20 protein-coding genes are annotated in these 25,791 nt (G+C 45.6%); 6 read left to right on the forward strand and 14 right to left on the reverse strand.

Annotation, left to right across the window (positions count from 1 at the left end; genetic code table 11):
• Positions 1–51: 51 nt before the first annotated feature.
• Complete coding sequence (locus tag BMZ72_RS21665; protein ID WP_089811802.1) at positions 52–1,284, reverse strand: PepSY-associated TM helix domain-containing protein; 1,233 nt, start codon at positions 1,282–1,284, stop codon at positions 52–54.
• A 240-nt stretch (positions 1,285–1,524) separates the two neighbouring features.
• Here BMZ72_RS21665 and BMZ72_RS21670 point away from each other — a divergent pair, with 240 nt between their 5' ends.
• A complete protein-coding gene (locus tag BMZ72_RS21670; protein ID WP_089811803.1) occupies positions 1,525–2,085 on the forward strand; it encodes a type II toxin-antitoxin system death-on-curing family toxin in 561 nt (186 codons plus the stop codon).
• Positions 2,086–2,121: 36 nt separating this feature from the next.
• Here BMZ72_RS21670 and BMZ72_RS21675 read toward each other — a convergent pair whose 3' ends face one another.
• Positions 2,122–2,517 carry a GreA/GreB family elongation factor gene (locus BMZ72_RS21675; RefSeq protein WP_089811804.1) on the reverse strand — a complete coding sequence of 132 codons (396 nt, stop codon included), beginning with the start codon at positions 2,515–2,517 and terminating at the stop codon, positions 2,122–2,124.
• Positions 2,518–2,980: 463 nt separating this feature from the next.
• Entirely contained in the window at positions 2,981–5,062 is a 2,082-nt protein-coding gene (gene metG / locus BMZ72_RS21680; RefSeq protein WP_089811805.1) for a methionine--tRNA ligase, read from the reverse strand.
• Between the two features lie 136 nt (positions 5,063–5,198).
• Between metG and BMZ72_RS21685 the strand changes: the two genes are divergently transcribed.
• On the forward strand, positions 5,199–6,110 hold the full coding sequence (locus BMZ72_RS21685) for a S66 peptidase family protein (RefSeq protein ID WP_089811806.1): 912 nt from the start codon (positions 5,199–5,201) through the stop codon (positions 6,108–6,110).
• Here BMZ72_RS21685 and BMZ72_RS21690 read toward each other — a convergent pair.
• The 3 genes from BMZ72_RS21690 to BMZ72_RS21700 form a co-directional block, all read right to left on the reverse strand.
• The gene (locus tag BMZ72_RS21690; RefSeq protein WP_089811807.1) at positions 6,090–6,893 is read right to left on the reverse strand and encodes an alpha/beta hydrolase; all 804 of its coding nucleotides are present in this window, start codon (positions 6,891–6,893) and stop codon (positions 6,090–6,092) included. The genes BMZ72_RS21685 and BMZ72_RS21690 overlap by 21 nt on opposite strands.
• 9 nt (positions 6,894–6,902) lie before the next feature.
• Positions 6,903–7,715, reverse strand: coding sequence for a HesA/MoeB/ThiF family protein (locus tag BMZ72_RS21695; RefSeq protein ID WP_089811808.1), 813 nt, complete (start codon positions 7,713–7,715; stop codon positions 6,903–6,905).
• 95 nt (positions 7,716–7,810) lie between these two features.
• Positions 7,811–9,124, reverse strand: a complete 1,314-nt coding sequence (locus BMZ72_RS21700) for a sensor histidine kinase (RefSeq protein WP_177222884.1) — start codon at positions 9,122–9,124, stop codon at positions 7,811–7,813.
• 581 nt (positions 9,125–9,705) lie between these two features.
• On the opposite strand from BMZ72_RS21700, the gene BMZ72_RS21705 reads away from it, so the two are divergent.
• Complete coding sequence (locus tag BMZ72_RS21705; protein ID WP_089811810.1) at positions 9,706–10,260, forward strand: YqgE/AlgH family protein; 555 nt, start codon at positions 9,706–9,708, stop codon at positions 10,258–10,260.
• 942 nt (positions 10,261–11,202) lie between these two features.
• Here the strand turns inward: BMZ72_RS21705 and atpC are convergent.
• Both atpC and atpD read right to left on the reverse strand, forming a co-directional pair.
• The gene (atpC, locus tag BMZ72_RS21710) at positions 11,203–11,454 is read right to left on the reverse strand and encodes an ATP synthase F1 subunit epsilon (RefSeq protein ID WP_089811811.1); all 252 of its coding nucleotides are present in this window, start codon (positions 11,452–11,454) and stop codon (positions 11,203–11,205) included.
• A 24-nt stretch (positions 11,455–11,478) separates the two neighbouring features.
• Positions 11,479–12,981, reverse strand: a complete 1,503-nt coding sequence (gene atpD, locus BMZ72_RS21715) for a F0F1 ATP synthase subunit beta (protein ID WP_012794637.1) — start codon at positions 12,979–12,981, stop codon at positions 11,479–11,481.
• 625 nt (positions 12,982–13,606) lie between these two features.
• On the opposite strand from atpD, the gene BMZ72_RS21720 reads away from it, so the two are divergent.
• The gene (locus BMZ72_RS21720; RefSeq protein ID WP_089811812.1) at positions 13,607–15,043 is read left to right on the forward strand and encodes a DUF6600 domain-containing protein; all 1,437 of its coding nucleotides are present in this window, start codon (positions 13,607–13,609) and stop codon (positions 15,041–15,043) included.
• Here BMZ72_RS21720 and BMZ72_RS21725 read toward each other — a convergent pair whose 3' ends face one another.
• From BMZ72_RS21725 to BMZ72_RS21745, 5 genes are all read right to left on the reverse strand, one after another.
• On the reverse strand, positions 15,044–15,568 hold the full coding sequence (locus BMZ72_RS21725; protein ID WP_089811813.1) for a GNAT family N-acetyltransferase: 525 nt from the start codon (positions 15,566–15,568) through the stop codon (positions 15,044–15,046).
• A 184-nt stretch (positions 15,569–15,752) separates the two neighbouring features.
• A complete protein-coding gene (locus BMZ72_RS21730; RefSeq protein WP_089811814.1) occupies positions 15,753–16,355 on the reverse strand; it encodes a hypothetical protein in 603 nt (200 codons plus the stop codon).
• Between the two features lie 37 nt (positions 16,356–16,392).
• Positions 16,393–17,868, reverse strand: a complete 1,476-nt coding sequence (locus BMZ72_RS21735) for a TolC family protein (protein ID WP_089811815.1) — start codon at positions 17,866–17,868, stop codon at positions 16,393–16,395.
• The gene (locus tag BMZ72_RS21740; RefSeq protein WP_089811816.1) at positions 17,861–19,219 is read right to left on the reverse strand and encodes an ABC transporter permease; all 1,359 of its coding nucleotides are present in this window, start codon (positions 19,217–19,219) and stop codon (positions 17,861–17,863) included. Before BMZ72_RS21740 ends, BMZ72_RS21735 begins: the two co-directional genes overlap by 8 nt.
• A gap of 4 nt (positions 19,220–19,223) precedes the next feature.
• Positions 19,224–20,474, reverse strand: a complete 1,251-nt coding sequence (locus tag BMZ72_RS21745; RefSeq protein ID WP_089811817.1) for an efflux RND transporter periplasmic adaptor subunit — start codon at positions 20,472–20,474, stop codon at positions 19,224–19,226.
• A gap of 205 nt (positions 20,475–20,679) precedes the next feature.
• On the opposite strand from BMZ72_RS21745, the gene BMZ72_RS21750 reads away from it, so the two are divergent.
• Positions 20,680–21,849 carry a hypothetical protein gene (locus BMZ72_RS21750; RefSeq protein WP_089811818.1) on the forward strand — a complete coding sequence of 390 codons (1,170 nt, stop codon included), beginning with the start codon at positions 20,680–20,682 and terminating at the stop codon, positions 21,847–21,849.
• A gap of 156 nt (positions 21,850–22,005) precedes the next feature.
• Here BMZ72_RS21750 and BMZ72_RS21755 read toward each other — a convergent pair whose 3' ends face one another.
• A complete protein-coding gene (locus BMZ72_RS21755; protein WP_089811819.1) occupies positions 22,006–23,391 on the reverse strand; it encodes a hybrid sensor histidine kinase/response regulator in 1,386 nt (461 codons plus the stop codon).
• Positions 23,392–23,582: 191 nt separating this feature from the next.
• Between BMZ72_RS21755 and BMZ72_RS21760 the strand changes: the two genes are divergently transcribed.
• On the forward strand, positions 23,583–25,757 hold the full coding sequence (locus tag BMZ72_RS21760) for a M48 family metallopeptidase (protein WP_143087743.1): 2,175 nt from the start codon (positions 23,583–23,585) through the stop codon (positions 25,755–25,757).
• The last annotated feature ends 34 nt before the right edge of the window (positions 25,758–25,791 follow it).

The raw sequence follows: 25,791 nt of genomic DNA on the forward strand, positions 1-25,791 counted from the left end.
AGGACCGTCCACCATACAGCGGACGGTCCTTTCTTATGACAAGGTGTTTATTTAAACTGCCTGAGGTACGCTTGCTACCGGCGCTTTTTTCGTAGCCACACTTTTCTTTGTTTTCTTCTTCTTACCCCACCATACCAGGAAACCTGTTACCGGCAGACTGGCCCCTATCAGTGCGCCAAAGAAAGCCAGGATCTTACCGGGTAATCCGAGTATGGAGCCCACGTGAATATCGTAGTTCGCTTTACGCAATTTTGAACCGAAGCCGGCTTCTGCAAAACTGATATCGTATACTTTACTACCAGCCAGCTCTTTTAATGTATGCTGATCGAATGCATAACTTCTGTTGTTATAGAATTTACCTGCTGTAGGATAGATCGTGATACTGATGGCGGACTTTGGTTTGGAAGTATCTGCAAAAGAATAGTAGAAGCCTTCTGCATCCGGGTGTTTAGCCAGTACTTTCCCCCATGCCAGGTCCATTGCCTGCTCAGGTGTATACATTTTACCCAGCTGCGTTGAGTCGGACTGTGGTCTTTTAAATTCTTCAAGTGTTTGTCCGCCGGAAGTCACCCAGTACAAGCCATTGCTGTACCACTTGATACCATACACCATACCGGTCAGCGCGATTGCCAGTAATACGATCAGGGAATAGAACCCCAGTACATTGTGCAGGTCATAGTTCACCCTTTTGAAAGAGGCGTCCCACTTTATTTTAAAGCTTTGCTCACGTGCTTTTTTGGTCCATTTCTGCGGCCACCACAGTATCATACCACTGATCAGGATAATAACGAATATCAGGGTGCTGTAATTGACGATCGGTCTGCCTATTTCATATGGCATCCACAGGAAGCGGTGACCATTCAGGATAAAGCGGAAAAAATCGGTCTCTCCTGCTTTATGCTCTTTTACACTGATCACTTCCCCACTGTACGGATTTACACGTAGTACCGTATTGCCTTTTCTACCTTCTCCCAGGCTCAGGTAGATCGCATTTCCCTGTTGATAGGTAACATAACCTGGTTTAAGCTTTGGATACTTTTGTGCGCCAATTTCTCTTACCTGCGAGGGAGTGATAACAGGTTTATCCTGATGGGCAATTACAGTTTCAGGTTCCAGCAGGCGGGTGATTTCGTCATGGAACACCCAGATGCAGGCTGTCACGCATACAATGATCATCACAATGCCGGTGATCAGACCCAGCCACAGGTGTAACCAGGCTGAAATACGATAAAACAGACTGCGGGATTGTTTTTTCTTGACGGTTGGCTTCCTCGAAAAATTCATGTTTCCTGTAATTGATGGCCCTTTTATCCGGACCTGCGCGCTAAAAGGTGATAGAATCCGCCAAAAATACCGTGTTATAACGCAAATCGTTTACGCAATCGGGAATAATAATCGCCTTATTAAAGATCGGATTTGAGTTGTCAGAATGGAGAATTGCCCCTTTACGCTTAATTTTGCAGCTTTCGGCCCCAAAAATGCCAGTCACGTACCGGGAAGAGGTACATATCAGAAACAAGTATTATGAATCAGTTCAATCATCGTAACGCTATGGATGCCAATGAGGCTGCACAATTGCAGCGTGTGCTCAGCGATTACACCTATGCCCTGGATGTACTGGATAAGTACGATCACCAGTTACTCGAAATAGAAAATACGACAACGGAGAACCTGTTTGTGATCACCTATGAAACGGCTATGCTCGCCATTCACGGATTAAGAGACCGTTTTGGAGGAAGCCGACTGTTTGGTAATGAAAAGGACGATTCATTTCAGGGTTCATTAGCAGCAATCTGCCAGACATTCGGTGGTCAATATCTGTATCCCAGTGTGGAGGAAAAGGCCGCCCATCTCTTATATTTTGTGATCAAGAACCATTCTTTCTCTGACGGGAATAAGCGTATTGCGGCATTTCTGTTTGTCTGGTTCCTGGAAAAGAACAGCATTCTCTACAGCAGGGATGGCAGCAAAAGGATTGCGGACAATGCCCTGGTGGCGTTTACCCTGATGATCGCGGAATCGAAGCCGGAGGAAAAGGAGATGATGGTAAAAGTGATCGTCAATCTGATCAACAGTAATAATTAAAATAAAAAAGTCCGCCGCCGGCGGACTTCCTATTCTTTATGCCTGTACATTCAGTACAGTAAAGCGCTTTACGCCAGCCGGCATCTTCCACTCTACTTCATCTCCTTTACGGAAACCAATGAGAGCTGCACCCAGCGGCGCCAGTATAGAAATTTTCTTTTGTTTGATATCTGCATCGATCGGCATTACAATACGGAAGTCTGTCACTTTTCCTGAATTGACTTCCTTCACACTTACCAGTGAGTTTAAACGGATGGTCCCTACAGGCAGGGCTTCATTATCCACAACAACGGCGCGATTCAGTTCATATGCCAGTGACATTTCGCTGATATCATCTGTTTTGGTGCCTGCAAATTGTTTCAGGAGGTTATAATCTTCTTCACAAAGAATTACGGGGGTCTTTTCTTTGGTCTTTGCTTTTCCTGATTTCATACACTACTAATTTTAAATTAAAAAAAATTCCTGCCGATGTGGTATATCGCGCAGTGGAACAAACTATACAATAGAAAAACCGAGGGATCCCCGAACAATAAATATTATTAATAATAGTCCGGGGAAAAAGTATCGAAGTCCTTAAAGGTTGTGTAATAGTAAGACTTACTTGCTATTGGGGTATTGGTATGCACAACAACAGCCATACGCAGTACTGGCGTAGGCTGAACGGATGAATGCTGATATGTTGTGTGCAATGACATCAATACGAATATAAGGAAAAAATCAGGAAATATGCATGAGACAGGAAGAATTGTGATAGGGTTAACGGATAGGGATGGGAGGCTTCATACATGCTTCATACATGCTTCATACACGACGTATAGGTGGACTTGATCGCCTGAAAAAAAGGGGATATTCCTTCCGGAACATCCCCTTTCTGGGTATAATTTGTGAAAAAGTATTATCTCACTTCACTGCCTGCATCTACTGCTGCATCCGGATTAACGAATACCAGTTTACCGGCAGCATTTTCAGCCATCAGGATCATTCCCTGGCTTTCGATACCGCGCATTTTTCTTGGTGCGAGGTTGGCTACGAGTGTTACCTGTTTGCCTACCACTTCTTCCGGTGCAAAATGTTCCGCGATACCAGATACCACTGTACGTTTCTCTGTACCGATATCCACCAGTAATTTCAGCAGTTTGTCTGCTTTTGGTACTTTCTCTGCTTCCAGGATCGTACCTACGCGCAGGTCGAGTTTTGCGAAATCGTCAAACTGTATCTCAGGTTTCATTTCTTTTACTTTATTCTCAACAGGAGCTGCTACTGGTTTAATCAACCCAGCTTTCAGTTTATCGATCTGCTCCTGGATCTTCGTATCGTCAATTTTGCCGAACAAATGTTCCGACTCACGTAGCGGATATCCTACATTCACCAGTTTCAGGCTGCCTGCATTTTCCCACTCCAGCATACGATCTACTACCTTCAGCATGTGACAGATCTTTTTCGCTGTGAATGGCAGGAATGGATTAACCAGAATAGCCAGGTTGGCGGTCAGTTGCAGACACAGATGCAGACAGTTGTCAATGCGTTTCTGATAATCTGCTGCCAGTGATGGATCCGCCGCCATCGCACTTGCCAGTTTCCATGGTTCTCTGTCCTGGAGATATTTATTACCGGAACGGGAGATATCAATTACTTCTGCCAATGCTTCACGGAAGCGGAAGTTTTCCAGTGAATCTTCTATCTTCTGTATAGAAGCCTTTAGGGCTGTAAACAATACATCATCCCGTCCGTCTTTCAGCGCTGCATGGAATGGTGGTACCTTACCACCGCAGAGTTTATGCATCAATACCATCGTACGATGCACAAAACTGCTGAAGATATCGGCTAACTCACTGTTGTTACGCTGCTGAAAATCTTTCCAGGTAAAGTCACTGTCCTTTGTTTCAGGCGCGATGCTGGTCAGTACGTAACGCAGTACATCCTGCTGATCAGGGAAGTCTTTTACATAATCATGTACCCATACGGCCCAGTTACGGGAAGTGGATACCTTCTCACTTTCGATATTCAGGAATTCGTTCGCCGGTACGTTTTCAGGCAGTACATATCCACCATGACCTTTTAGCATTGCCGGGAAGATCACGCAGTGGAACACGATATTGTCTTTACCAATAAAGTGTACCAGTTTGGTATCATCTTTACACCAGTAATCTGCCCAGTTGGCGGTCAGTTCCTTGGTTGCGGAGATATAACCGATCGGTGCATCAAACCATACATACAGTACTTTACCTTCTGCATCAGGCAGTGGCACTTTAATACCCCAGCTGCTGTCGCGGGTCATTGCCCTGCTTTGCAGACCGCCATCGATCCAGCTTTTACACTGTCCGTATACGTTGTTTTTCCACTCTTTGTGACCTTCCAGGAGCCATTCTTTCAGGAATGGTTCATAGTTCTGTAAAGGCATATACCAGTGCTTTGTCTTTTTCTTGACAGGCACTGCATTGCTGAGAGTTGAACGCGGTTCGATCAGTTCGTCCGGGCTCAGTGAAGTACCACATCTTTCACACTGGTCACCGTATGCATTCGGGTTACCGCATTTTGGGCAGGTACCAACGATGTAACGGTCGGCCAGGAATACATTGGCAGTTTCATCAAAGAACTGCTCGCTTTCTCTTTCTTCAAACAGCCCCTTATCATACATCGTTTTGAAGAAGTCAGCTGCTGTTTCGTGGTGTACCTGATTAGTGGTTCTGGAGAAAATATCGAAAGAGATACCCATGTCTGTAAAGCTGTCATAGATGATCTTATGATATTTATCCACAATATCCTGCGGAGTTACGTTTTCCTTCATCGCCTTGATGGTGATAGGTACTCCGTGTTCGTCAGTTCCTCCTATGAACTTTACATCCGCCTTTTTAGCACGCAGGTAGCGCACATATATATCGGCGGGAATATAACAGCCAGCCAGGTGACCGATGTGGACCGGTCCGTTGGCATAAGGCAATGCCGCTGTTATTAGATATCTGTTAAATTTTGCCATGTTCGCTTAAAGAATGCTTAAATAATGGAAATTCTGTTTTTGCTTTTGGAAGAGCGAAAACTATTTATCAACTTAGCCCTGTCGGGTTTGGGATAACTCCCCAAATGGTCTGCAAAGGTAATTAAAGCATAGAACAATGAAAATTCCGCCATACCTCAAAAAAGGTGATCTGATAGGCATCACCTGTAGTAGTAGCAAAATGGATCTGCAGGCAGCAGAATATGCGGCTGGCGTGATCAGTTCCTGGGGTTTCCAGGTACACCTGGGCATTACGGTAGGCACCAGTTTCCATAATTTCTCCGCTCCGGATGAACTGCGGCTGGAAGAGCTGCAGGATATGCTGGACGACCCTGATATCAAAGCTATCATTTTTGGCCGCGGTGGATATGGCATGGTGTGTATCCTGGATGAACTGGATTTCAAGCAATTCCGCAAACATCCCAAGTGGATCTGCGGGTACAGTGATATTACCGCCCTGCATACGCATATTCAGCACCAGTACGGCATTCCTACCATCCATTCCATGATGTGCAGTGGTATCAGACCGGAAACCGTTGAGAATGAATATGTGGATAGCCTTCGGCTGGCATTAAAAGGCACTTCCTACCGTTATACTGCGGCGCCAAATGATCTGAACCGTACCGGAAAAGGTACTGGTAAGCTGATTGGCGGTAACCTGTCCCTCCTGGCCAATCTGTCAGGTACTGACTCGCAACCTGATACAAAAGGGAAAATACTGGTTCTGGAAGATATCGGCGAGTACCGCTATAATGTGGACCGTATGATGTATAACCTGAAAAGGGCAGGATGGCTGGAAGATCTCGCCGGACTGGTAATCGGGTCTTTTACTGATGGTAAAGAGACAGAAACGCCTTTTGGCCAGACCGAGTACGAGATCATCCGGAATATTGTACAGGATTACGAGTACCCGGTCTGCTTTGGCTTCCCGGTGGGACATACGCATGAGAACTATTCCCTGAAACTGGGCCTGCCACATGAGCTGCATGTAACGGCCAGACAGGCTAAATTATCGCAACGCGACGTCTAACGCTTTCAGATAGTCTGGATATTTCTCCAGGTTATTGTGATCCGCGCCGGGTATAGTAATAAACTGGTCGCCTGTTTTGAACAGCTTTTCCAGTTTCTTCCCTGATTCAATGGGTATTGTCTTATCGTCCGTACCATGAATAATGACAACAGGCGCCGTTACTTTGGGCAGGTATTCATTGGTCGGGAACTTAAAATCGAGCATATACGCATACGGGTAAAGCGGCACCAAACGCATTGCCATCTCTGTCATGTTGAAATACGGGGCTTCCAGCACCAGACGTTTACAATCGCGGACAGCTGCCAGCTGGGCAGCGACTGCCGTCCCCAGTGATCTTCCGTAAATGATAATACTATCCCGCGGGTAAAACTTCCGGGCTACCTCGTACATATGCAGGGCGTTGTCGTAGATCGCTTTTTCGGTCAGTTCGCCGGTGGTTTTCCCATAAGTGGGATAATCCATCATCAGCACACTGTAGCCGCGCTCCAGCATCAATTTAGCCTTATTTCCATATTTGGAAATATTGCGGGCATTTCCATGAAAGTATATCACGATTCCCTTTGGCTTGTCTGCCTTAAACAGCATGGCGCTCAGCGTCTGTTTCTCATTGATCCGGATGCTGATCTCTTCAAACGGGATGTCGTATTTGAAGGCATAGTTCGCCTCCAGCGGTTCCGGATGAAAGATGAACTTCTTCTGGAATAAGGTCAGCACTACGCCGATCACCAGGTAAAGTCCCAGGATCGTGGAAAGTATAGGTTTTAGTTTCAGCTTGCTGAACATATGTCGGGTTTAATCTTCAATATCCGGTACGATGTCTATACCATATTCTTCGGCAGTCAGCACGCCTTTCGCCCTGATATCGGCCAGTATACCGGCATCCGGGAACAGGGTATTGACCTGATAGGTATTATGCAGGAAATTCATGCTGTAGAATTTGTTGGCCAGTCCGTCAGGAACACCGGCAATATATTTCAGCACCTCATTAACGATCATCATACCGGTCGCACCATGTGTAACACCGATAGCGCCTGCATCGAAGTTACGATGGTCATCTATCAGGTCAAGGTTACAACGGTAGGAAGCAGCTGCATCACCACTGGCAGGAGCGATATTGAAGCCAGCCCACCAGGAGACCCAATTATGTACTTCACCGATCACGAATGGTTTGCCATGCGCTACACAGGCATCGTTGATCACGAGGTGGGTTGCATGATGCTGGGAGCAATCGATCACGAGATCCATGCCTTCCAGCAGTTGTTTTATATTTTCCGGCTTTACCTGTAACAGTAAAGGATAATGTTTGGTAAAAGGATTGCTTGCCCACAAGCGGCTGGCAGCCATTTTAGCTTTATGTTTACGCAGGTCCTGCATCTGATAGATGGGTTGTCTGTGCATATCTTCATCAGTAATTACACCATAATCGGCAATACCGATCACACCAACGCCACTCGCGCTTAAATACTGTATTACCGGAGATCCCAATCCACCGGCGCCAACTACCAATACGCGTGTTTCCTTCAGTTTTTCCTGCATTGCAACGCCCATCCCCGGAACAGCAATAGCGTGTTTAAAATGCGCAAGTTCTTTTTCGATTAATGCCATAGTCTTTTCAATTAGGGATCAGTAAGTAAAAATCAGTCGCCGGGAATCAATTGACTTAATTCCCGGTTACTGGTATTTATTTACTGACTGATGATTTATTCTTGTGGAAATTCCAATGTAAACTTACTACCCTTCCCCATCGTGCTTTCTACTTTGATCTTGCCTTTATGGGCATCCACGATGGCTTTCACATAACTTAATCCCAATCCGAATCCTTTTACGTTATGCACATTACCTGTATGTGCACGATAGAATTTTTCAAAGATACGGGAAATCGTGTCACGGCTCATACCGATACCGTTATCTGCTATTGTAATAATGAGGCTCTTACGTGTATTGTGTGTGGATATAACCACCTCGAGATTTTCTTTTGAATACTTGATCGCATTGTCCAGCAGATTGAAGATCACATTGGAGAAATGCACGTCATCCGCTTTAATGATAGGGTTGATCGCATCCAGGCGAAGTTCTGCGTGGCCTTGTTTTGCATCCAGCTGTAACTGCAGATTTTCTACTGTACTGGATATTACGTCATGCACATCTGTCACCTGCAGATTCAGTCCGATCTCATTCTTTTCCAGTAAGGCAGATTGCAGAATACTCTCCACCTGTTTGTTCATGCGTTTGTTCTCCTCCTTGATGATACCGGAAAAGTATTTGATCTTATCCCTGTTGTCCATGACCTTCTCATTACCGATAGCATCAATAGCCAGCGAGATGGTGGCCAGTGGTGTTTTCAGCTCATGCGTCATGTTGTTGATAAAGTCTGATTTGATCTCCGACAATTTCTTCTGATTGAGCATTGTGCGGATAGTCAGGATAAATGCGGTAATGATCACAGCGGTAAATAACAGACCACCTGCCATCATTTTTCCCAGCGATAAGAGTAACATCATGTTATTCTTAGGCTGCACCAGCAGCAGTGTTTCTGTTTCACCTGTCACATAGTCAAAACTGTTCACCAGGGGTATATACTGGAATGTATAATCGAGACTGTCGGTGCTGGTCGTATTTTCAAGCATTTTGGACAGTCCGGCGGACTGCATACGGATACCATTGCTATTACCAAAATGGCCTTTACCTAATACGGCGAACTCGAAGGTGGTATCGAGGTGTTGTTCACGCAGACTGTTGGTGATCAGTTTCTGTACTTCTTCTGTGGTGAAGCGGTCACTGACCTTCTCTGTCAGATCGATGGTATTGGTGATCTCATATTTATCGATCGCCAGCCCTTTTTCTGTAGGCCTGATGGCGGCGCCATCTACTTTAAAACGCATAGGAGGTGCCTTACGCTGAAGCATCTGCTCCTTCACGTTTATCATTACAGTTACCGCACGCTGTTCCATCTGCTCACGACGTACGATAGCTGCGTTATAGATCCAGTTGACCTGGATCCAGATGATTCCCAATAATGACAGGGTAATTAACACCACAATTATGGGAAATACTTTCTTCAATGGTACCATGCTACATCAATACTAAGGCGCACAAGATACTCACAAAGAACGAGGGTACCAGCACCTGAATTGTTAAAAATCATTGCTTGCTATAGCAACATTAATACAAATTTAAAAGCTCAAAACCGTTATCCATCCTCACTTTAGCAATAAAACATCACTTTAACGTAATTTTAACTGGGAAATAATATTCATAATTGATCAATCTTCTGTACATTTGCCTTATCAAACTGGTACTAAATTTGATGTACTGGTTTAACAAACTAGCAATTTTTAAATTTCTACATACATCGACATGGATTTCGTTTCCATAAGCGATTTAGATTTTGGTTGATAAAATGGTAAGGAGGCTTTCTAGCCTCCTTTTAATTTTTTAGCCTGTTTTAAGGCGTTTTTAGCCCCTCTTTACGCTTTCTGCAATCATTCTCTCCCTCCTCAAAGAATACCGGAAACTGGCAAGTAAAACTCCAATAAATACTATTATACTTGCTTTCAATTAGTTAAATTTGGGTAAGTGCTAAAATTGTATGTGTATGGTTTCTTTGTCGCCTGGAACATTACTGATTGCGGACCCATTCCTTAAAGATCAGAATTTTGCCCGTACCGTTGTATTACTGTGCGAACATCAGGAGAGTCGGGGGAGCTTTGGTTTTGTGCTTAACAAGCTGTTTGACCAGTCTTTGAATGAGCTTGTACCGGAAGTGCTGATAAACAATATCAAAGTGTATTACGGAGGACCGGTACAGATAGACACCATTCACTTTATACATCAGCAGCCTGAATTGATCAGAGGCGGTTTTGAGATACAGAATGGCGTATACTGGGGTGGTGAGTTTGACCAGGTGGTATCATTGATCAATACCGGCCAGCTGGACCTGAACAAGATAAAGTTTTTCATTGGTTATTCCGGATGGAGCAGCGGACAGCTTGAAAATGAACTCAATGAAAAATCCTGGATCTTATCTGAAAGCAATGCACCGCTTATTTTTGAAGAAAAAGAACAGAATATATGGCCGCAGGCGTTGAAGAACCTGGGCGCTAACTTTGCCATCATGGCTAATTTCCCGATAGATCCTTTACTGAACTAACTGCTGAACAGCTACGTATATGCTCCTCCGTATGCCGGTAAACCGGCTTTAGAACCACCTGTGGAAAAAAAAGTTAAAAAATTATTATATGCCTATCGGCTGAGGCCCAATGACTAACGTCAATGGGTGCATTTCCGCTACTCAAAACGCTTCCCTTAAACGAGGATATTTAAAAAAAATCAAATATCTTGCTTAGGTAAAAAAGTAATGTAGTCAGAGCATTCTATTGTTTGTAAACCTGCTGATAATAGGACACCGTAGGGGAAGGAATTCTAATATAACCGAATATAAATACCTATGAAGGACAAACCAGATCACGTTTACACCTTCCTGGATATAGAATAAAAACTAAAACAATTCGCAACAACGAAGTAAATGAGAGACCCTTTTTTTTATCAGGGTCAGGACATTATTTCAAACGGTTGAAGCAATAAAATCATTCGTCATTATAAACATAAAATATTCATTTTCATAGGAACAGGCCCTAGTGCCGCTGTGGGATGTATTTCCTGCGCAGCCGGGACCTGATTTGTGCAACGCCCTGGCCAGTAATCTTACTGCGCTCCAGAACAGGGTTATTTATTAATTAGATTGGAATAGTTAGGACAAAAAGAAAGGCCGGGTAATCATACCCGGCCTATTTATTTTAATCAGGAATTAGGTAATTAACAATTAAGAATTGAAATGCAGCGGAGATTGACCGGGATTGAATATAAAGAAGATTAACAGGTAGAAATAATATGAGTTGATATACGAAAGCCAGTATCAATATAAAAGTTGACATCTGGCTGATGTATAAATAAAAAAGAGACGCTTCAATTGAAACGTCTCTTTTTCTATTTGAAAGTAAATTATATCTACTTTGCTATTAATCCTTAAGACCTGAAATTAAGTTTCAGCCGTAAATAACCAATTCTTAATTGTTAATTCTTAATTCTTAATTTATTTCGCTTCTGCGCCTTCAACAAGCACAGTTGCTTTATTTCTGTATACTTCCACGAAACCACCTTCTATGTTATAGAACTCGTTCTGTGTTTTATCTTTCAGCACCTTCATCCTGCCTTTGCCCAGGGCAGCGATCAACGGTGCGTGCCTGTCCAGCACTTCGAAAAGACCGTCAATGCCTGGCAGCTGTACACCATACACTTCGCCGGAATACAGTTTTCTTTCAGGTGTTAATACTTCTAATAACATATTAAAAGTTAAGGGTGAAAAATATTAGTTATTAGCTGCTTCCAGTAGTTTCTTACCTTTCTCGATAGCTGCTTCGATGTTACCAACCAGGTTGAATGCTGCTTCAGGATACTCATCTACTTCACCGTCCATGATCATGTTGAAACCACGGATAGTTTCTTCGATTGGCACCAGTACACCTTTCAGACCAGTGAACTGTTCTGCTACGTGGAAAGGCTGAGACAGGAAACGCTGTACACGACGAGCGCGGGATACTGTCAGTTTATCTTCATCACTCAACTCATCCATACCCAGGATCGCGATGATGTCCTGCAGCTCTTTATAACGCTGAAGGATCATTTTCACTCTCTGTGCACAGTTGTAGTGAGCTTCACCTACGATACTAGGACTGAGGATACGGGAAGTAGATTCCAGCGGGCTCACAGCAGGATAGATACCTAAGTCGGAGATCTTACGATCCAGTACCGTGGTAGCATCCAGGTGCGCAAAGGTTGTAGCAGGAGCCGGGTCAGTCAAGTCATCCGCAGGTACGTAAACCGCCTGTACGGAAGTGATTGAACCATTTTTAGTGGAAGTGATACGTTCCTGCATCAGACCCATCTCTGTTGCCAGGGTTGGCTGATAACCCACCGCTGATGGCATACGGCCTAACAGCGCGGATACTTCAGAACCTGCCTGTGTGAAACGGAAGATGTTGTCTACGAAGAACAGGATATCCTTACCACCACCTGCAGTACCATCTCCATCACGGAAATATTCTGCCATTGTCAGACCGGATAAAGCCACACGAGCACGTGCTCCCGGTGGTTCGTTCATCTGACCGAAGATGAAGGTAGCCTGAGATTGCTTCAGACCTTCTTTATCTACTGCGCTCAGATCCCATCCGCCATGTTCCATGGACTCCTGGAATTTCGCGCCATATTTTACGATACCAGCTTCGATCATTTCACGCATCAGGTCATTACCTTCACGGGTACGCTCACCCACGCCGGCAAATACGGATAAACCTTCGTAACCTTTTGCGATGTTGTTGATCAGCTCCTGGATCAATACGGTTTTACCCACACCAGCACCACCGAACAGACCAATCTTACCACCTTTTGCATATGGCTCGATCAGATCGATTACTTTGATACCAGTGAACAGTACTTCTGTATCTGTTGCCAGATCTTCGAATTTAGGCGGCTTACGGTGAATAGGATATCCATTGCTGCTATCAACATCACCCAAGCCATCGATAGCCTCACCTACCACGTTGAACAAGCGACCTTTGATGCCTTCGCCCACCGGCATTTTAATAGGAGTGCCCTTGTCCGTTACGGCCATTCCTCTCACGAAACCATCCGTAGAGTCCATTGCCACGCAACGAACGCTATCTTCACCAAGGTGCTGCTGTACTTCCAGCACTACCTTCTGACCATTTTCGCGGGTAATTTCCAGTGCGTTGTAGATTTCGGGCAACTTTCCATCAAAGTGGACGTCCACCACGGGACCGATAATTTGCTTGATCTTACCTGTGTTAGGCATATTTTTAAGAGGTTTATAAATGCTTAAAATGAGCGGTTTGTTAATTTTGCCGCAAAGGTAACTGTTAATAGGAGAAATTCAAAAAATAGTCGGACAGACCAGAGACACTTGTCCACAGCCCTCAATTATCTATTGGAAGTCAATTAGTTCTTACAAGAAAAGGCGATGAATGAGGAATGCAATTTAGTCCTTTTAACGTATACATCCTCCACTAAAGTCTATAGATAACTATTTTTTATTATAAGCAAAGTATGATATTATAAATTCTCTTCAACCATTAGCCCTGCTAACTTTCAACCTCCCTCCTGTCTAACATTTTTTTAACGGTTTCTGTGAATATTTTGCTAAATAAACAAGCTAGCAAACTGATCAAACCTGCTGTAGACAAGCTTTTAGCGTTTCAGGCACAGATATTGATTTATACTAAACAAGCTAATATCTGACTCCGAACCATCGAACTAAACAGATGCCAAAGGCCAGCTTTCAGCCTTAACAATTGATCAACTGTTATATACCACGCATTCGTTCACCGTTAAATTTTATAGCCTTCAGTAAGTACTAAATCGCTATACAGTATTGTTTTCGGACAAATTATAAGTTGCCACACCCATTTAAAACAATCGACATGAAAAACATAACAAAATATATTTCATTAGCTGTGATTGCGGTTTCGCTGTCAGTCACCGGCGTATCCTGCGCCACGACCCGGCAGCCTTATCAGCAGACACAGGTTTCTATATCCGGCTTCTACGACGAACTTAGCCCATACGGCCGCTGGACCTCCTACGGCAATTATGGACAGGTATGGATCCCGAACGCCGGTCCCGACTTCCAGCCCTACTCTACCGCAGGTCACTGGGTATATACTGACTACGGCTGGACGTGGGTATCTGATTATGACTGGGGATGGGCGCCCTTCCACTACGGCCGCTGGGCATTTGACGATGCATACGGCTGGATGTGGGTACCTGGTACCGAATGGGGACCAGCATGGGTAAGCTGGAGAAACAGTAATGATTACTATGGATGGGCACCGCTTGGCCCGGGTATGACGATCGGCGTCAGCATGAACATCCCGGTAGGTTACTGGTCATTCGTACCCTGCCAGTACATTACCAGCACATATGTCAACAGATACTATGTGGACAGAAGTCATCGCGTGAATGTGTATAACAACACGACCATCATCAACAATACAACCGTGATCAATAACCGGACTTACTACCGTGGTCCTGCTACCCGTGATGTGGAACGTTACACCCGTAATGAAATCCGCCCTGTCCGTGTAGTCGATGGTAACCGTCCCGGCCGTGCCACCGTTGACCGTAACCAGGTAAGTATGTATCGTCCGCAGCCTTCGTCTTTACGCGGAGGACGTGGCAATAACACCTTCACCAATGGTAACAATAACGACAGAAATAATTCTGACAGACCGGTACCAGGCAGGACTATCCGCAGAAATGACCTGCCCGACAGAAATAATGATGGCCGTCCTGACAACGGTGTACCCGGCAGAACAATAGACAGGGGAAATATAAGTCGGCCGGATAATAGTACACCAGTAAGGCCCATCGAGAATAACAATAACAACAATATACCTGGCAGAAGACCAGAGTTTGACAGGAATAACAACAGACCGGTCACACCGGCTCCATCTACACCGTCTGCTCCGTCTACAAGACCGGTAACGCCGTCTAACCCGGGTAATAACAATACGTTTACGCCAAGACCTGACAACAATTCAAGGCCTGACCGTTCTAACAGCAGACCTGAAACAAGGCCGATGACGCCGACACCGAGCCCTGGTCCGGTAACAAGACCATCACAGCCACAGATGTCACGTCCGCAGCCACAACCTGAGATGTCTCGTCCGCAGCCGCAGCCTTCTCAGTCCCGTCCGCAGATGGTAGCGCCACAGGCACAACCTCGTCCGTCACAGCCTCCAATGCAGTCACGTCCGCAGGTACAGCCATCACGTCCGGCGCCACAGCCGCAGCCACAACGTGCTGCTCCGGCTCCATCAGCGCCACGTAGTGACAGGGCCAACAGAGGCGGCCGTTAATCACTGGCAGCCATAGACTTCGAGATATATTTCGTTACTGATTTTGGTAAAGGTATGTTCCTCCGGGGGCATACCTTTTTGCATGAGGAGCATAGGAAGGGGCGCTCCGCCTGCCTGATAGGGAGGTTGCAGATAATTGAAGGCATAGGCCCTAAAGCCCAGTCCTTCGTAAAACCGGATCCGGCGCTGTGCATCGATGGTATGGGGTAACTCCACTTCAAGCACCAGCTTTTTATGGTCTGCTTCAAGTACCTGCATCACAGCACTGCCAATACCGGCGCCCCGTTGTTCGGGACTCACCGCAAAATGTTCTATGAATACAAAATCTGTCAGTTGCCAGTAGAATACGAAACCGGCAAATTGTTCACTGTTCTCCAGCAATCCCAGTCGCAACGCACCAGTGTTCAGCAATGTCTGCTGAGCGGTCAGGTTACGCCGTTCCTCTGCGGGAAATGCCTGTTCATATAAATCCGCTACATGCCCGGGGATGATGAGCGGTGGTAATAAATTCCGTATTGATAACATTAATGCAAATGTAAGGCTTGTGTTAGTCCGGGAAACTGACCAGGATCAGTCGCAGGTACTGTTTCTGATCATCCTTATCGTCCAGAAGAAAAGAGGCACTGCCTGCAGCTCGTCCAAAACTACAGTAGTGCCTCACAAACGAGAACCCAAGATAAATATTTGAAAAACGTAGTTTAAATCGTCATTACTGTGGTACACACATGTAAGGGTCCACAGCGCCCGGTGCTGCCGGTTTACTGGCAGACCAGCAGAAATTCATCGGCTGACTGGTAATACTCTGCAGCTTCAGGGAGACCTTCTGCCCTTTCCGGCTGGAAGAGGCATCCACTGATTTTGTGCCCTTTGCCGGTACGTCGTTTACGGTGTACTGTTCTGTCTTAAACACATCACCGTTTCCCTTCATATACTGTACCGCTACCACGACATTATCCAGCGGATATTCCGTCTGATTGCGCACGATGATCTTCAGGTCCTTGATACCTCCCAGGAAGCCGGTGCGGTAATCGCTTGTATTGACCGAAATAAACTGGTTCCAGTTGCGGCGGTAATAAGTACGCCGTTCTACGAAAGTACCTTCCGTACGGGCGTTTATTTCCCTTCTGTCGGCTATCTGCCGGGCCGTCTGGCTGTTTACTTCCAGAGAACGTCTCAGATCACGGTTTTCGTTGATCAGGCGTTCATTCTCTGACAACACCTGTTTTACCCGCTTTTGCTGCCGGGAGTAACTCATCACCAGAAAAAATATCAGGCAGATGATTACAAAAATGTATCCCACTTGTCGCTTCATATCAGGCGAAGTAGAAAAAATAATGCCAACTCCGGCCTCATCTTTCTTTAAACTCGTATCTGATCTTCTGGGATCTCTCAAAATCGTACAGCGTTAACAGGCGTACGGTATAGTAAGAGGTCCAGAAGGAGCGCAGTGCGTTGATGTAGTTCTGATTGGCCATATCCTTTTCCTGCTGGGCCAGATTGAGGTCTGTAATGGATATTTTGCCAATATAGTAACGCTGTTTCGTGATCTCATACCGCTGTTTCGCAATGGTATCCGCTTTAGCCGCACTTTCCAGCAGCTTACGCTGGATGTTGAATTGCTGTGTCTGTAAATAGATCTCCTGTTCGAAATTCCGTTCCTGTTGCTGTATATCTATCTCTGCCAGCTCCTGGTTCGCTTTTGCCTGTCTGATGCGATTACGGGCTCTTCCCCAGTCCATAATCGGGATGGACACCCCGACACTCAATAACTGGGTTTGTTGCAGATTTCCGCCTCCATAAGCGTTTTTTAGCGTAGAACCCTGACGTGCCTGTCCGAAGTTGGCCGAAACGTTTAACTGATAACCACTGTTACCTCTGGCTTCTGCTACCTGTTGCTCCGCTTCCAGCCGCTGACGGCGAAAGGTCAGTACTGCCTGGCGGTTATCCTGTGCTTCGCGCTGCGCGACGTCCAGGGGGATCATCAGGGCAGGAATGGTATCCGGCAATGAAACCTGCACACTCGTACCCTTGGGTAAGGTCAGGAACTGGGTCAACTCACGATAGGCTATCTCCTTGCTCAGTGAAGCCTGTTCCAGGTTATTGCGGGCATTGATCAGGTTCAGTTCTATCTGCAGCAACTCATTCTCTGCGATCTTACCCAGCTCATATCTACCCTTTGAAATCTTGTATAAAGTATCGGTATTGGCAACGTTCTGTTGCAATATTAACTCCTGCTGCTGAGCCACCAATGCATCGAAGAAATAACCGGCTGCCTGCAGGCCTGTTTTTTCCAGTGTCTCGATGTACTGTTTCTTTGATTCCTCATACAGCAATGGCTGTATACGGCTGTCCCAGCGATAGGGATTGTATAAGAGCGTGGGCTGAAAATAACTGATGGAAAACGGTGTAGAAAGATAGCCTACACTTGAAGACGGATCAAAGACGTCGTTCCTGGACAGGTTGGTGGCAACGGAGAACTGTCCGCCGGTAAAAGGGACGATCTGGTCTGCTGCCAGACTGGTAAACGTATATGAATAGGAACTCTTGCTGAAAGCATAGGTACCATCCGGCTGACGGATGCTCTCAATGTTCCCCAGAAAACTACTGTTATTGGTGGCCTGCAGTTTTAACTGCGGACGGCGGCCTGCCACATAGTATCTGAAGGCATAGAGACTGTTCAGCGCACTGCTGCGCGCTTTATAGTAAGAAGGCGATTGTTGCTGTGCCTGTACAACCACTCCCTGCAAAGACAATGTTTGCTGAGCATGGGTAACAGCGAAGGTTAACAATCCACAGATCGTAAACAGAATAGGTTTCTTAATCATGTCGCAAACATTCAATTGGGTTCTTATGAGCCGCCTTGCGGGCAGGGGAAATACCGAAGATGAGACCAACGGCTGATGCCAGCACGAAGGAGATGAAAATGGATATACCGGATACAATTGTGTGTATATCGGCTAACTTATCCACTAAATAAGCGCCTGAAACACCCAGTATCACACCGATGATTCCTCCCGTAAGACTGATCAGTACTGCCTCAAACAGGAACTGCATCACGATATCTTTCTTCTGTGCACCCAATGCCATACGGATACCGATCTCGCGGGTACGTTCCAGCACGGAAGCCAGCATAATATTCATAATACCGATACCGCCTACCAGCAGGGAAATACCGGCAATAGCACTCAGTACGATATTGAATACATCCTTTGTTTTCTGTTGCTGTTTCAGCAACTGCTCCGGAATAGTGATCTCAAAATCGAGTACGTCATTGTGTCTGCGGCGCAGCATACGGCTGATGATGGTCGCGGATTCCGACAGTGATTCTGACTCATGTACCTGTATCACCAGCTGATCCAGCTGATGAAAGATCTGATTACCTGGCTGCTGGTTATTGTTGCTGAAAAAAGCATTTTCACCAGCACCCAGATAAAGTGAAGGATTCTTGTAACGAATCAGTGAAGTCTGTATAGGGATATAGATATCTAAGTTGTAATCTCTGATACCAAGGTTATCCTTGGTTGATTTGGAGATCGTTTTTTCTTCGGTTACACCAATGATCTTTAACCATTGATCACCGCATTTTATCGTTTTACCTATCGGATCTTCGGAAATAAAAAACTTACGTTTTACATCACTACCGATAATACATACCCCCTCTCCGGCAATACGCTGCCGCTGATTAAAAACAGTACCTGCGCCGATGGTGATATTATTGATCTCAAAGAAAGCAGGCTCCACACCTACGATCTTTAGTTTACTGCTTTTACTGGCATAGATCACATCCTGTTCCTGGATCATTTCAGGACTGATCACCGCAACAGTGGGAATAATACGCCGGATGCTTTCTGCATCGGCGATACTGAGTCCTTTTGAGAAACGTGCTTTTGTTGCAGCTGCTTTTCCGTTGCTGTTGCCGCTTTTATCATCGGACTCTTTCTGCTGCTGATCGCCGTCTTTTTTATCTTCTGCTTTTGGTTTGATCACAATGTTATTCACACCCACGAGCTTCATCTGATCAAGGATTTCAGCCTGTGCACCCCGGCCGATGGCCAGCATGGCGATAACAGCCGCTACCCCGAAAATGATACCTAATGCAGTGAGGAATGAACGTAGTCTGTTAGCGCCGAGGGAGTCCAGGGCGATATAGAGGTTGTTGAAATTTCGGTCCAGCATTACATTATTTTAATGTCGTGATTTTGGTTTCCTTTGCTGACGCGGGTTCAGAGAGATATACCACATCTCCTTCCGCCAGTCCTTTTTCAACAATTACTTCTTCGTCATTTGATTTACCCAGTGTTACCTGTTGTTTGGAAATGTCACCTGATTTTCTCAGGTATACGAAGCTGGTCTTTCCTTCTGCGAATACAGCTTCCAGCGGAATGATCAGCTTTTTAGGTACTTCACTGATGAGGATGTTGTTGGAAGTAGTCATTCCGGGTTTCAGAATAGAATCTACTCTATTCAACTTGATGTTCACTTCGAACACCTTGGCAGTGGCGCCCGGGCGGGTTTCTCCGATATTCGCTACTGTCTTAACGACGCCTTCCATTTTTACTTCAGGGAAGGCGTCGAGTCCCATCGTCACTTTCTGTGACTGATGAATTTTGCTGATATCAACTTCGTTGATATAGACTTTGGATAACATGGATGAAAGGTCCGGCAGCATGGCTACGCGGGGATCCCAGGAACGTACAACAGAACCTGTTTTCTTTTTACCACCGCTTGCCCAGTCGCTTATATATACTAGTAACCCATTTTTAGGAGCCTTAATCACAAAGCGGCCCCTCAGCTCTTCCAGCCGGCCGATGATCCTTCCGAATTCATCTGCTTCTCTTTTCGCCTGTTCCATCTTTGTTGCCGCCTGTTGCTGCTTGATCTTGTAATTGTCTTTCATCTGTACAAGATCACGTTGTGCTTTCTGCAGATCGATCTCGGCCTGTTTAATAGTAGCGGGAGGCTCATATTTACTGAGTTCCAGGGCGAGTTTCTTTTGTTCCATCTGGAACTGCAGATTGGTCATCTGGTCGCGGGCTTCCCTTAAAGTCAGCGCCGTATCCAACGCAGTCTGCGTGACGGTTGAATTTGATTTCTCCAGTGATAGTTGCATATCACTGATACGTTTATTCACCAACGTTGGATCGAGTGTAGCGATGTAATCGCCTTCTTTTACATGTGAACCTTCCGGTACCATCTCCTGTATCTTGATCTCATCATAGATCTGATTTGCCTGCAGGTCGGCCGGAGCAGAGATATACACGGTATTTTCCGCCTGCAGTTCACCGGAACTGCTGACTACATCGCGAAAACTACCTTTCCGGACCTTGGCTGTAATACTGCTGTCCGCAGCTTTACCGGCAAATAGAAAATAACAGATGGCAATTACAGGAATAACAATGGCAGCCAGTAGCCACTTTCTCTTTTTTAGCATATGGGTGAAATGGAATTATGAAAGGCCGGGACACTGAGTTACTACAGACACGTTATAAAAGTAATCGTCCATTTGAAAAATAAATGTTAAAAGTACCTCTATAGACGGGCATGTATCGACGAACACCCGCGATATAAAGGCCATTGGCCTTCCCTTATCGACTATCGGTTTTAAACACTATTTTTGCACCTCAAATTAGCTTCCTATGGAACTGGTGATCGTAAATAGTGAAAAAACAGCAAGGCAATTCATCGACGCGCACGTTCAGGTGAATAAACACATACCTGAATGGATACGTCCTCTGGATAAGGATATCAATCAGGTATTCGATCCTGAAAAGAATAAGGCTTACAGGCAGGGTGAATGTGTCCGTTGGATTCTAAAAGATGATAACGGAAAACTGATCGGCCGTATTGCTGCCTTTGTAAATAAAAAATATAAGTCCAAGGGAGACAAGCAGCCCACCGGTGGGGTTGGCTTCTTTGATTGCATCAACGACCAGCAGGCAGCCAACCTCCTGTTTGATACCGCCCGTGACTGGTTAAAGGAAAAAGGTATGGGCGCCATGGATGGTCCTATTAACTTCGGAGAACGTGACCGTTGGTGGGGATTACTGGTGGAAGGCTTCCATGAACCTTTATACTGCATGACCTTCAATGCCCCTTATTATAAGGAGTTGATGGAAAACTATGGTTTTCAGCCGTTTTTCCACCAGATATGCTATGCAATGGATGTTGACGCCCAGTTGCAGGAGAAATTCTATGTCAGACATGCGGCTATCACGGCAGATCCCAATTACCGTGCGGAGTATATTAATAAAAAGCACCTGGACAAGTATGCGGAAGATTTCACCATCGTTTATAATAAGGCATGGGCAAGCCATGATGGCGGAAAGGACATTTCCAAACAACAGGCACTGAACATCTTTAAACAGATGGAGTCCGTAATGGATGAGAAAATCGTCTGGTTCGCCTACTATAAAGATGAGCCGATCGCCTGCTGGATGAACCTTCCTGAACTGAATCAGTTCTTTAAACATATGAACGGAAAATTCGGCCTCTGGCAGAAACTGAAGTTCGTCTTCCTGAAACAGATGAAAATGAACAAGAAGTTCACCGGTATCGTATTTGGTATCGTGCCGGAGTTCCAGGGAAAAGGAGTAGACTCTTTTATGATCATTGAAGCCGCCAAAGTCATCCAGCGGAAGCTGTCTTACAGAGAGTATGAATTGCAGTGGATCGGCGATTTCAACCCGAAAATGCTCAATATCGCGGAAAGCCTGGGTACCTATGTCAGCCGCAAACTGACCACATACCGATACCTGTTTGACAGGGAGCAGCCTTTCGAACGCCACCCTATTCTGGGGGCTAAATAGCTTATCAGGGCTTAATTCTTCGATTAAACCCTTACTACGCCGCTATTAAGCCGCTATTTCTTCGCTTACAAGCGGACAAATAGCGGCTTAATAACGGCGTAATAGCGTTATAATACGGAGAAATACCCCTCAAAGGGGCCATAGATAAGCGTTTGCTTAATGTGCAGTTTTAACCAGGGAATTCTCCGAACGGAGATGCCGGATGATCACATTATAAATTTCTCTTTCACGGAAGGGCTTTAGCAGGTAATCGTCAAAACCCGCATCTATAAATTGCTGATTGCCAGGCATCGTTGTATCTGCAGTCAGGGCCAGCACGGGAATGTGTGCTTTCAGCGGTTCTTTATCCTCCCTGATCCTTTTCACCACTTCCAGCCCGGTCATACGGGGCATCTGCAGATCCAGCAGGACCATATCATAATTATTATTGACAAATAACTCATAGGCAACAGCACCATCCGCCGCTTTATCAAAGCGACACTGCCAGCGTGTAAGGATCTTGTCCATCAGTGCCAGGTTCATTTCCTGGTCATCTGCAACCAGCAGATAACGCCCTTTCATGAACTGACCGGTGAGTTGTTCCACTTCTTTCTGGGTGATGATCACCGTTTGTGGTACAGGTAGTACGCGATAGCTGATATTGCAGGTAAAACTGCTCCCTTTTCCCGGCGTACTGTCCACCTGTATTTCGCCATGATGCAGTTCAATGAGCGCTTTCGCCAGTGCGAGTCCGATACCTGTACCATGCACGGAACCAGCCTGTGATACGGTATTATGCAGATATTGTTCAAAGATCATAGTTTGTTTGTCGGGCGAAATACCACGGCCGGTATCACTGACACGGAGCTGCACTTTTACTTCTCCTGCAAACTCCTGGTCTATTTTTAGCTGACAACGTACGTTCCCGGCATCTGTATAACGGATCGCATTATCCAGCAGGATGGCTATCAGACGCCCCAGCCGTTCGCCATCACCGGCTACCTGCAGCTGTTTATCGCCGTCATATACTGTTTCGAATGTCAGCTGTCTGGCTTTTGCCTGTACATGCGCGTTTTCGGTAATACTGCTGAAGATCTTATATAGTGAAAACGGATAGGTATCCAGTTGTAATTCGCCCCGTTGTGACCAGGCCAGTTCCTGGAAATGCTGTTGCATACGGCTGAGTGTACCGGCGGCATTTTCTATTGAAAAAAGCATTTCACGTTGTGCACTATCGAGGGTGGTATAATGCAGTTGTTCGCTGAAACCAATAATGGCATTCAGCGGTGTACGCACCTCCTGACTGATATTGTTAATCATGTTAACACGCGCGTCCGCCAGCGCTTTCCCGGTACGATTTATGTGTATTATCTGTTTACGGAGATACCAGACGTAGTAAAGTGCAACAAGCAGTACAAGTACTGATAATGCAGGTATAAAAAAGGAAGGATCAGAAACAGTAATAACTGCCGAAATAGAGAAGTGATTCACTGGTATTACATCCACAATCACGAATACGGGGAGTGTAAACGGGGTATGTCCAAAAGCAACCGACCGATACATCGTATGTATTTAAAGGTTGAAAAAACGTTGGCGTTAAACATACAATTTGAGAGAGTTCCAGGCGGTTCTAAACCCGTTCTATTATCAGACGCTACGATGTACCGAATTTAACTAAAAGCGGTGAGACCTGAAAATTATTTCCCTTTCGTGTTATGTTCCGGCATAGAAAATAGAATTATATTTATCATGCGTTGACAGCACTATTCCACAACCTGTTAACACTATGTCCAACAACCAATGCAGAGACTCCAAGAACTGCTGTGAATATGAGTAATATGGCGCCAGGTATGTACTTCAGACAAGAGGTGCTAAGAATGACCGGAGGGATCCTGTTGTTTTACATCACCTATATTATTTTATTACTATGCTCCATGCTGCTGATGGCAGCGTGCACCTGGAGCGGAAGCTCCATTATATTGTATGCTTCCTATCAGGGCTTATCGGGCACATTGATGTCGCTACTCGGCGCGGTGATCATACTGCTGGGTATTATGCAGAGCGTGTTCATCCTGCTTTTCCTTTTCCACCGGCATAAAACCAGCATTCCTTACCGTACTGTTGTGACGGAAAAGGAGCAGCCTGTTTTATTTGATTTTATCCACAAGCTGGTTAAACAGACTAAAACGCCGTTACCGGAAAAAGTCTATCTGGTACCGGATGTGAATGCAGTGGTGTTCCATTCACCGAAAGGAATAGGCCTGTTTGCTGATACGGACAAAAATCTGGTCATCGGACTGGGGATGGTGAACAGTCTGAATATTTCCGAGTTCAAGATGGTACTGGCCCATGAATTCGGGCATTTCTCCCAGCGGAGTATGCGGCTTGTATTACATGTCTATACGATCAATAAGATCATCTATAATATCCTTTACGAGAATAAGGGATGGCGTAATGCGATCATCTGGTTATCCAACAAAGGTTTGATAGCGGCTATTTTATCAAGGCTGTTTCTACTGATGGCTGCTGGTTTACACTTTCTTTTCCGGAATATGCATGAACTGATCAACCGGCAGTATATGCGGTTGAGCCGTGAAATGGAGTTTAATGCAGATGAAGTGGCTGTTTCTATCTGCGGAACGGAAACAGCTATCTCAGCCATGCGGCGGGCGGAAATGAGTAATGCCTGTTTTCAGCAATTACTGCAAAAAGTAAGCGCCTGGTCGCATCAGCATCGTTTTGTACGTAATATTTACGAAGCGCATAGTATGCTGATAAAATACCATGCAAAACAACACAGTGCACCACTCGATCACCAGCAGTTACCACTATATGACGATGACCAGTTCAGCACCACGGTGAAGAGCCAGGTACAGTTTCGCGATCAGTGGGCATCGCATCCCACACAGGAAGAAAGAGAAGAACGTTATCTGGCTGCCAATATTCCCGGGGTAAAGATCCCGCAAAGCGCATGGACACTTTTCCATAATGCAGATGTGTTACAGGAACAGATGTCGCAGCAGATCTATCAGCTGCTGGCGCCCGAAGCGACACCGGAACAATGGGTATCTCCTGATGACGTCATCCGGGAGATTGAAGATGTGCATGAACAATACGCGTTTCCTGTACAGTACAATAATTATTTTGATAACCGGCCTTTCTCGGATATTCCTGGCGGCAGACTGGAACCTTTTTCAGAAGAGGAGCAGACTTTATACACATTAAACACCCTGTATACAAAAGACAACCGGCAGCGTATCCGCCATTATTTCAGAGATGTACAGGATGCCGCTACCTTACACGCTATTATCAGCGGGGCTATTCAGGTAACACATTTCACTTATCAGCATGTGCAGCATCGCAGTCAGGAAGCGGGCAGGATTCTGGAAAAGCTGCAACACCAGATTGTACGGGACGAAGAGTGGCTGCACAAACATGACCTGCTGGCCATCCGTTACCATTATACGTTTGCGCTGCAACAGGCGATGGAAGCAGCTACCAGTCTGCAGGATCAGTACCGGTCTATCCTGGCACACCAATCCAGGGCAGCCCTGCTGAATGAAGTAACCGGGATGATCGTCGAACATATTCCGGCATTTGCCGGCAATGAAACGGCTTCCCCGCAAACAGAGGCAGCCCTGCGGACCTTACGTCAACAGGCAGATCAGCTACAGCAGTTGTTGCATGATCTGTTGTACCAGCATCATATCAGCGATCTGTGGGAGCCGGAATTGCAGCAGCGGGTAACGCATTTTATACACTACCAGTATCCTTATCTGCAGGAGAATATGCCATTACCGGAGGAGCTGGAGATCATGCATGAGATCAGCGCAGTGGTGTCTGACCATTATAATAACAGTATCACGCTGATAAAGAAGGATTTCCTGTATCGCTGTCTGGACCATAGCGAATTATCCATTCCACACTAACACTGTCTTTTCCTAATATGTAAATAATTACGTC

It is taken from the genome of Chitinophaga sp. YR627 (assembly GCF_900114995.1).
In the GTDB taxonomy this organism is placed as follows: domain Bacteria; phylum Bacteroidota; class Bacteroidia; order Chitinophagales; family Chitinophagaceae; genus Chitinophaga.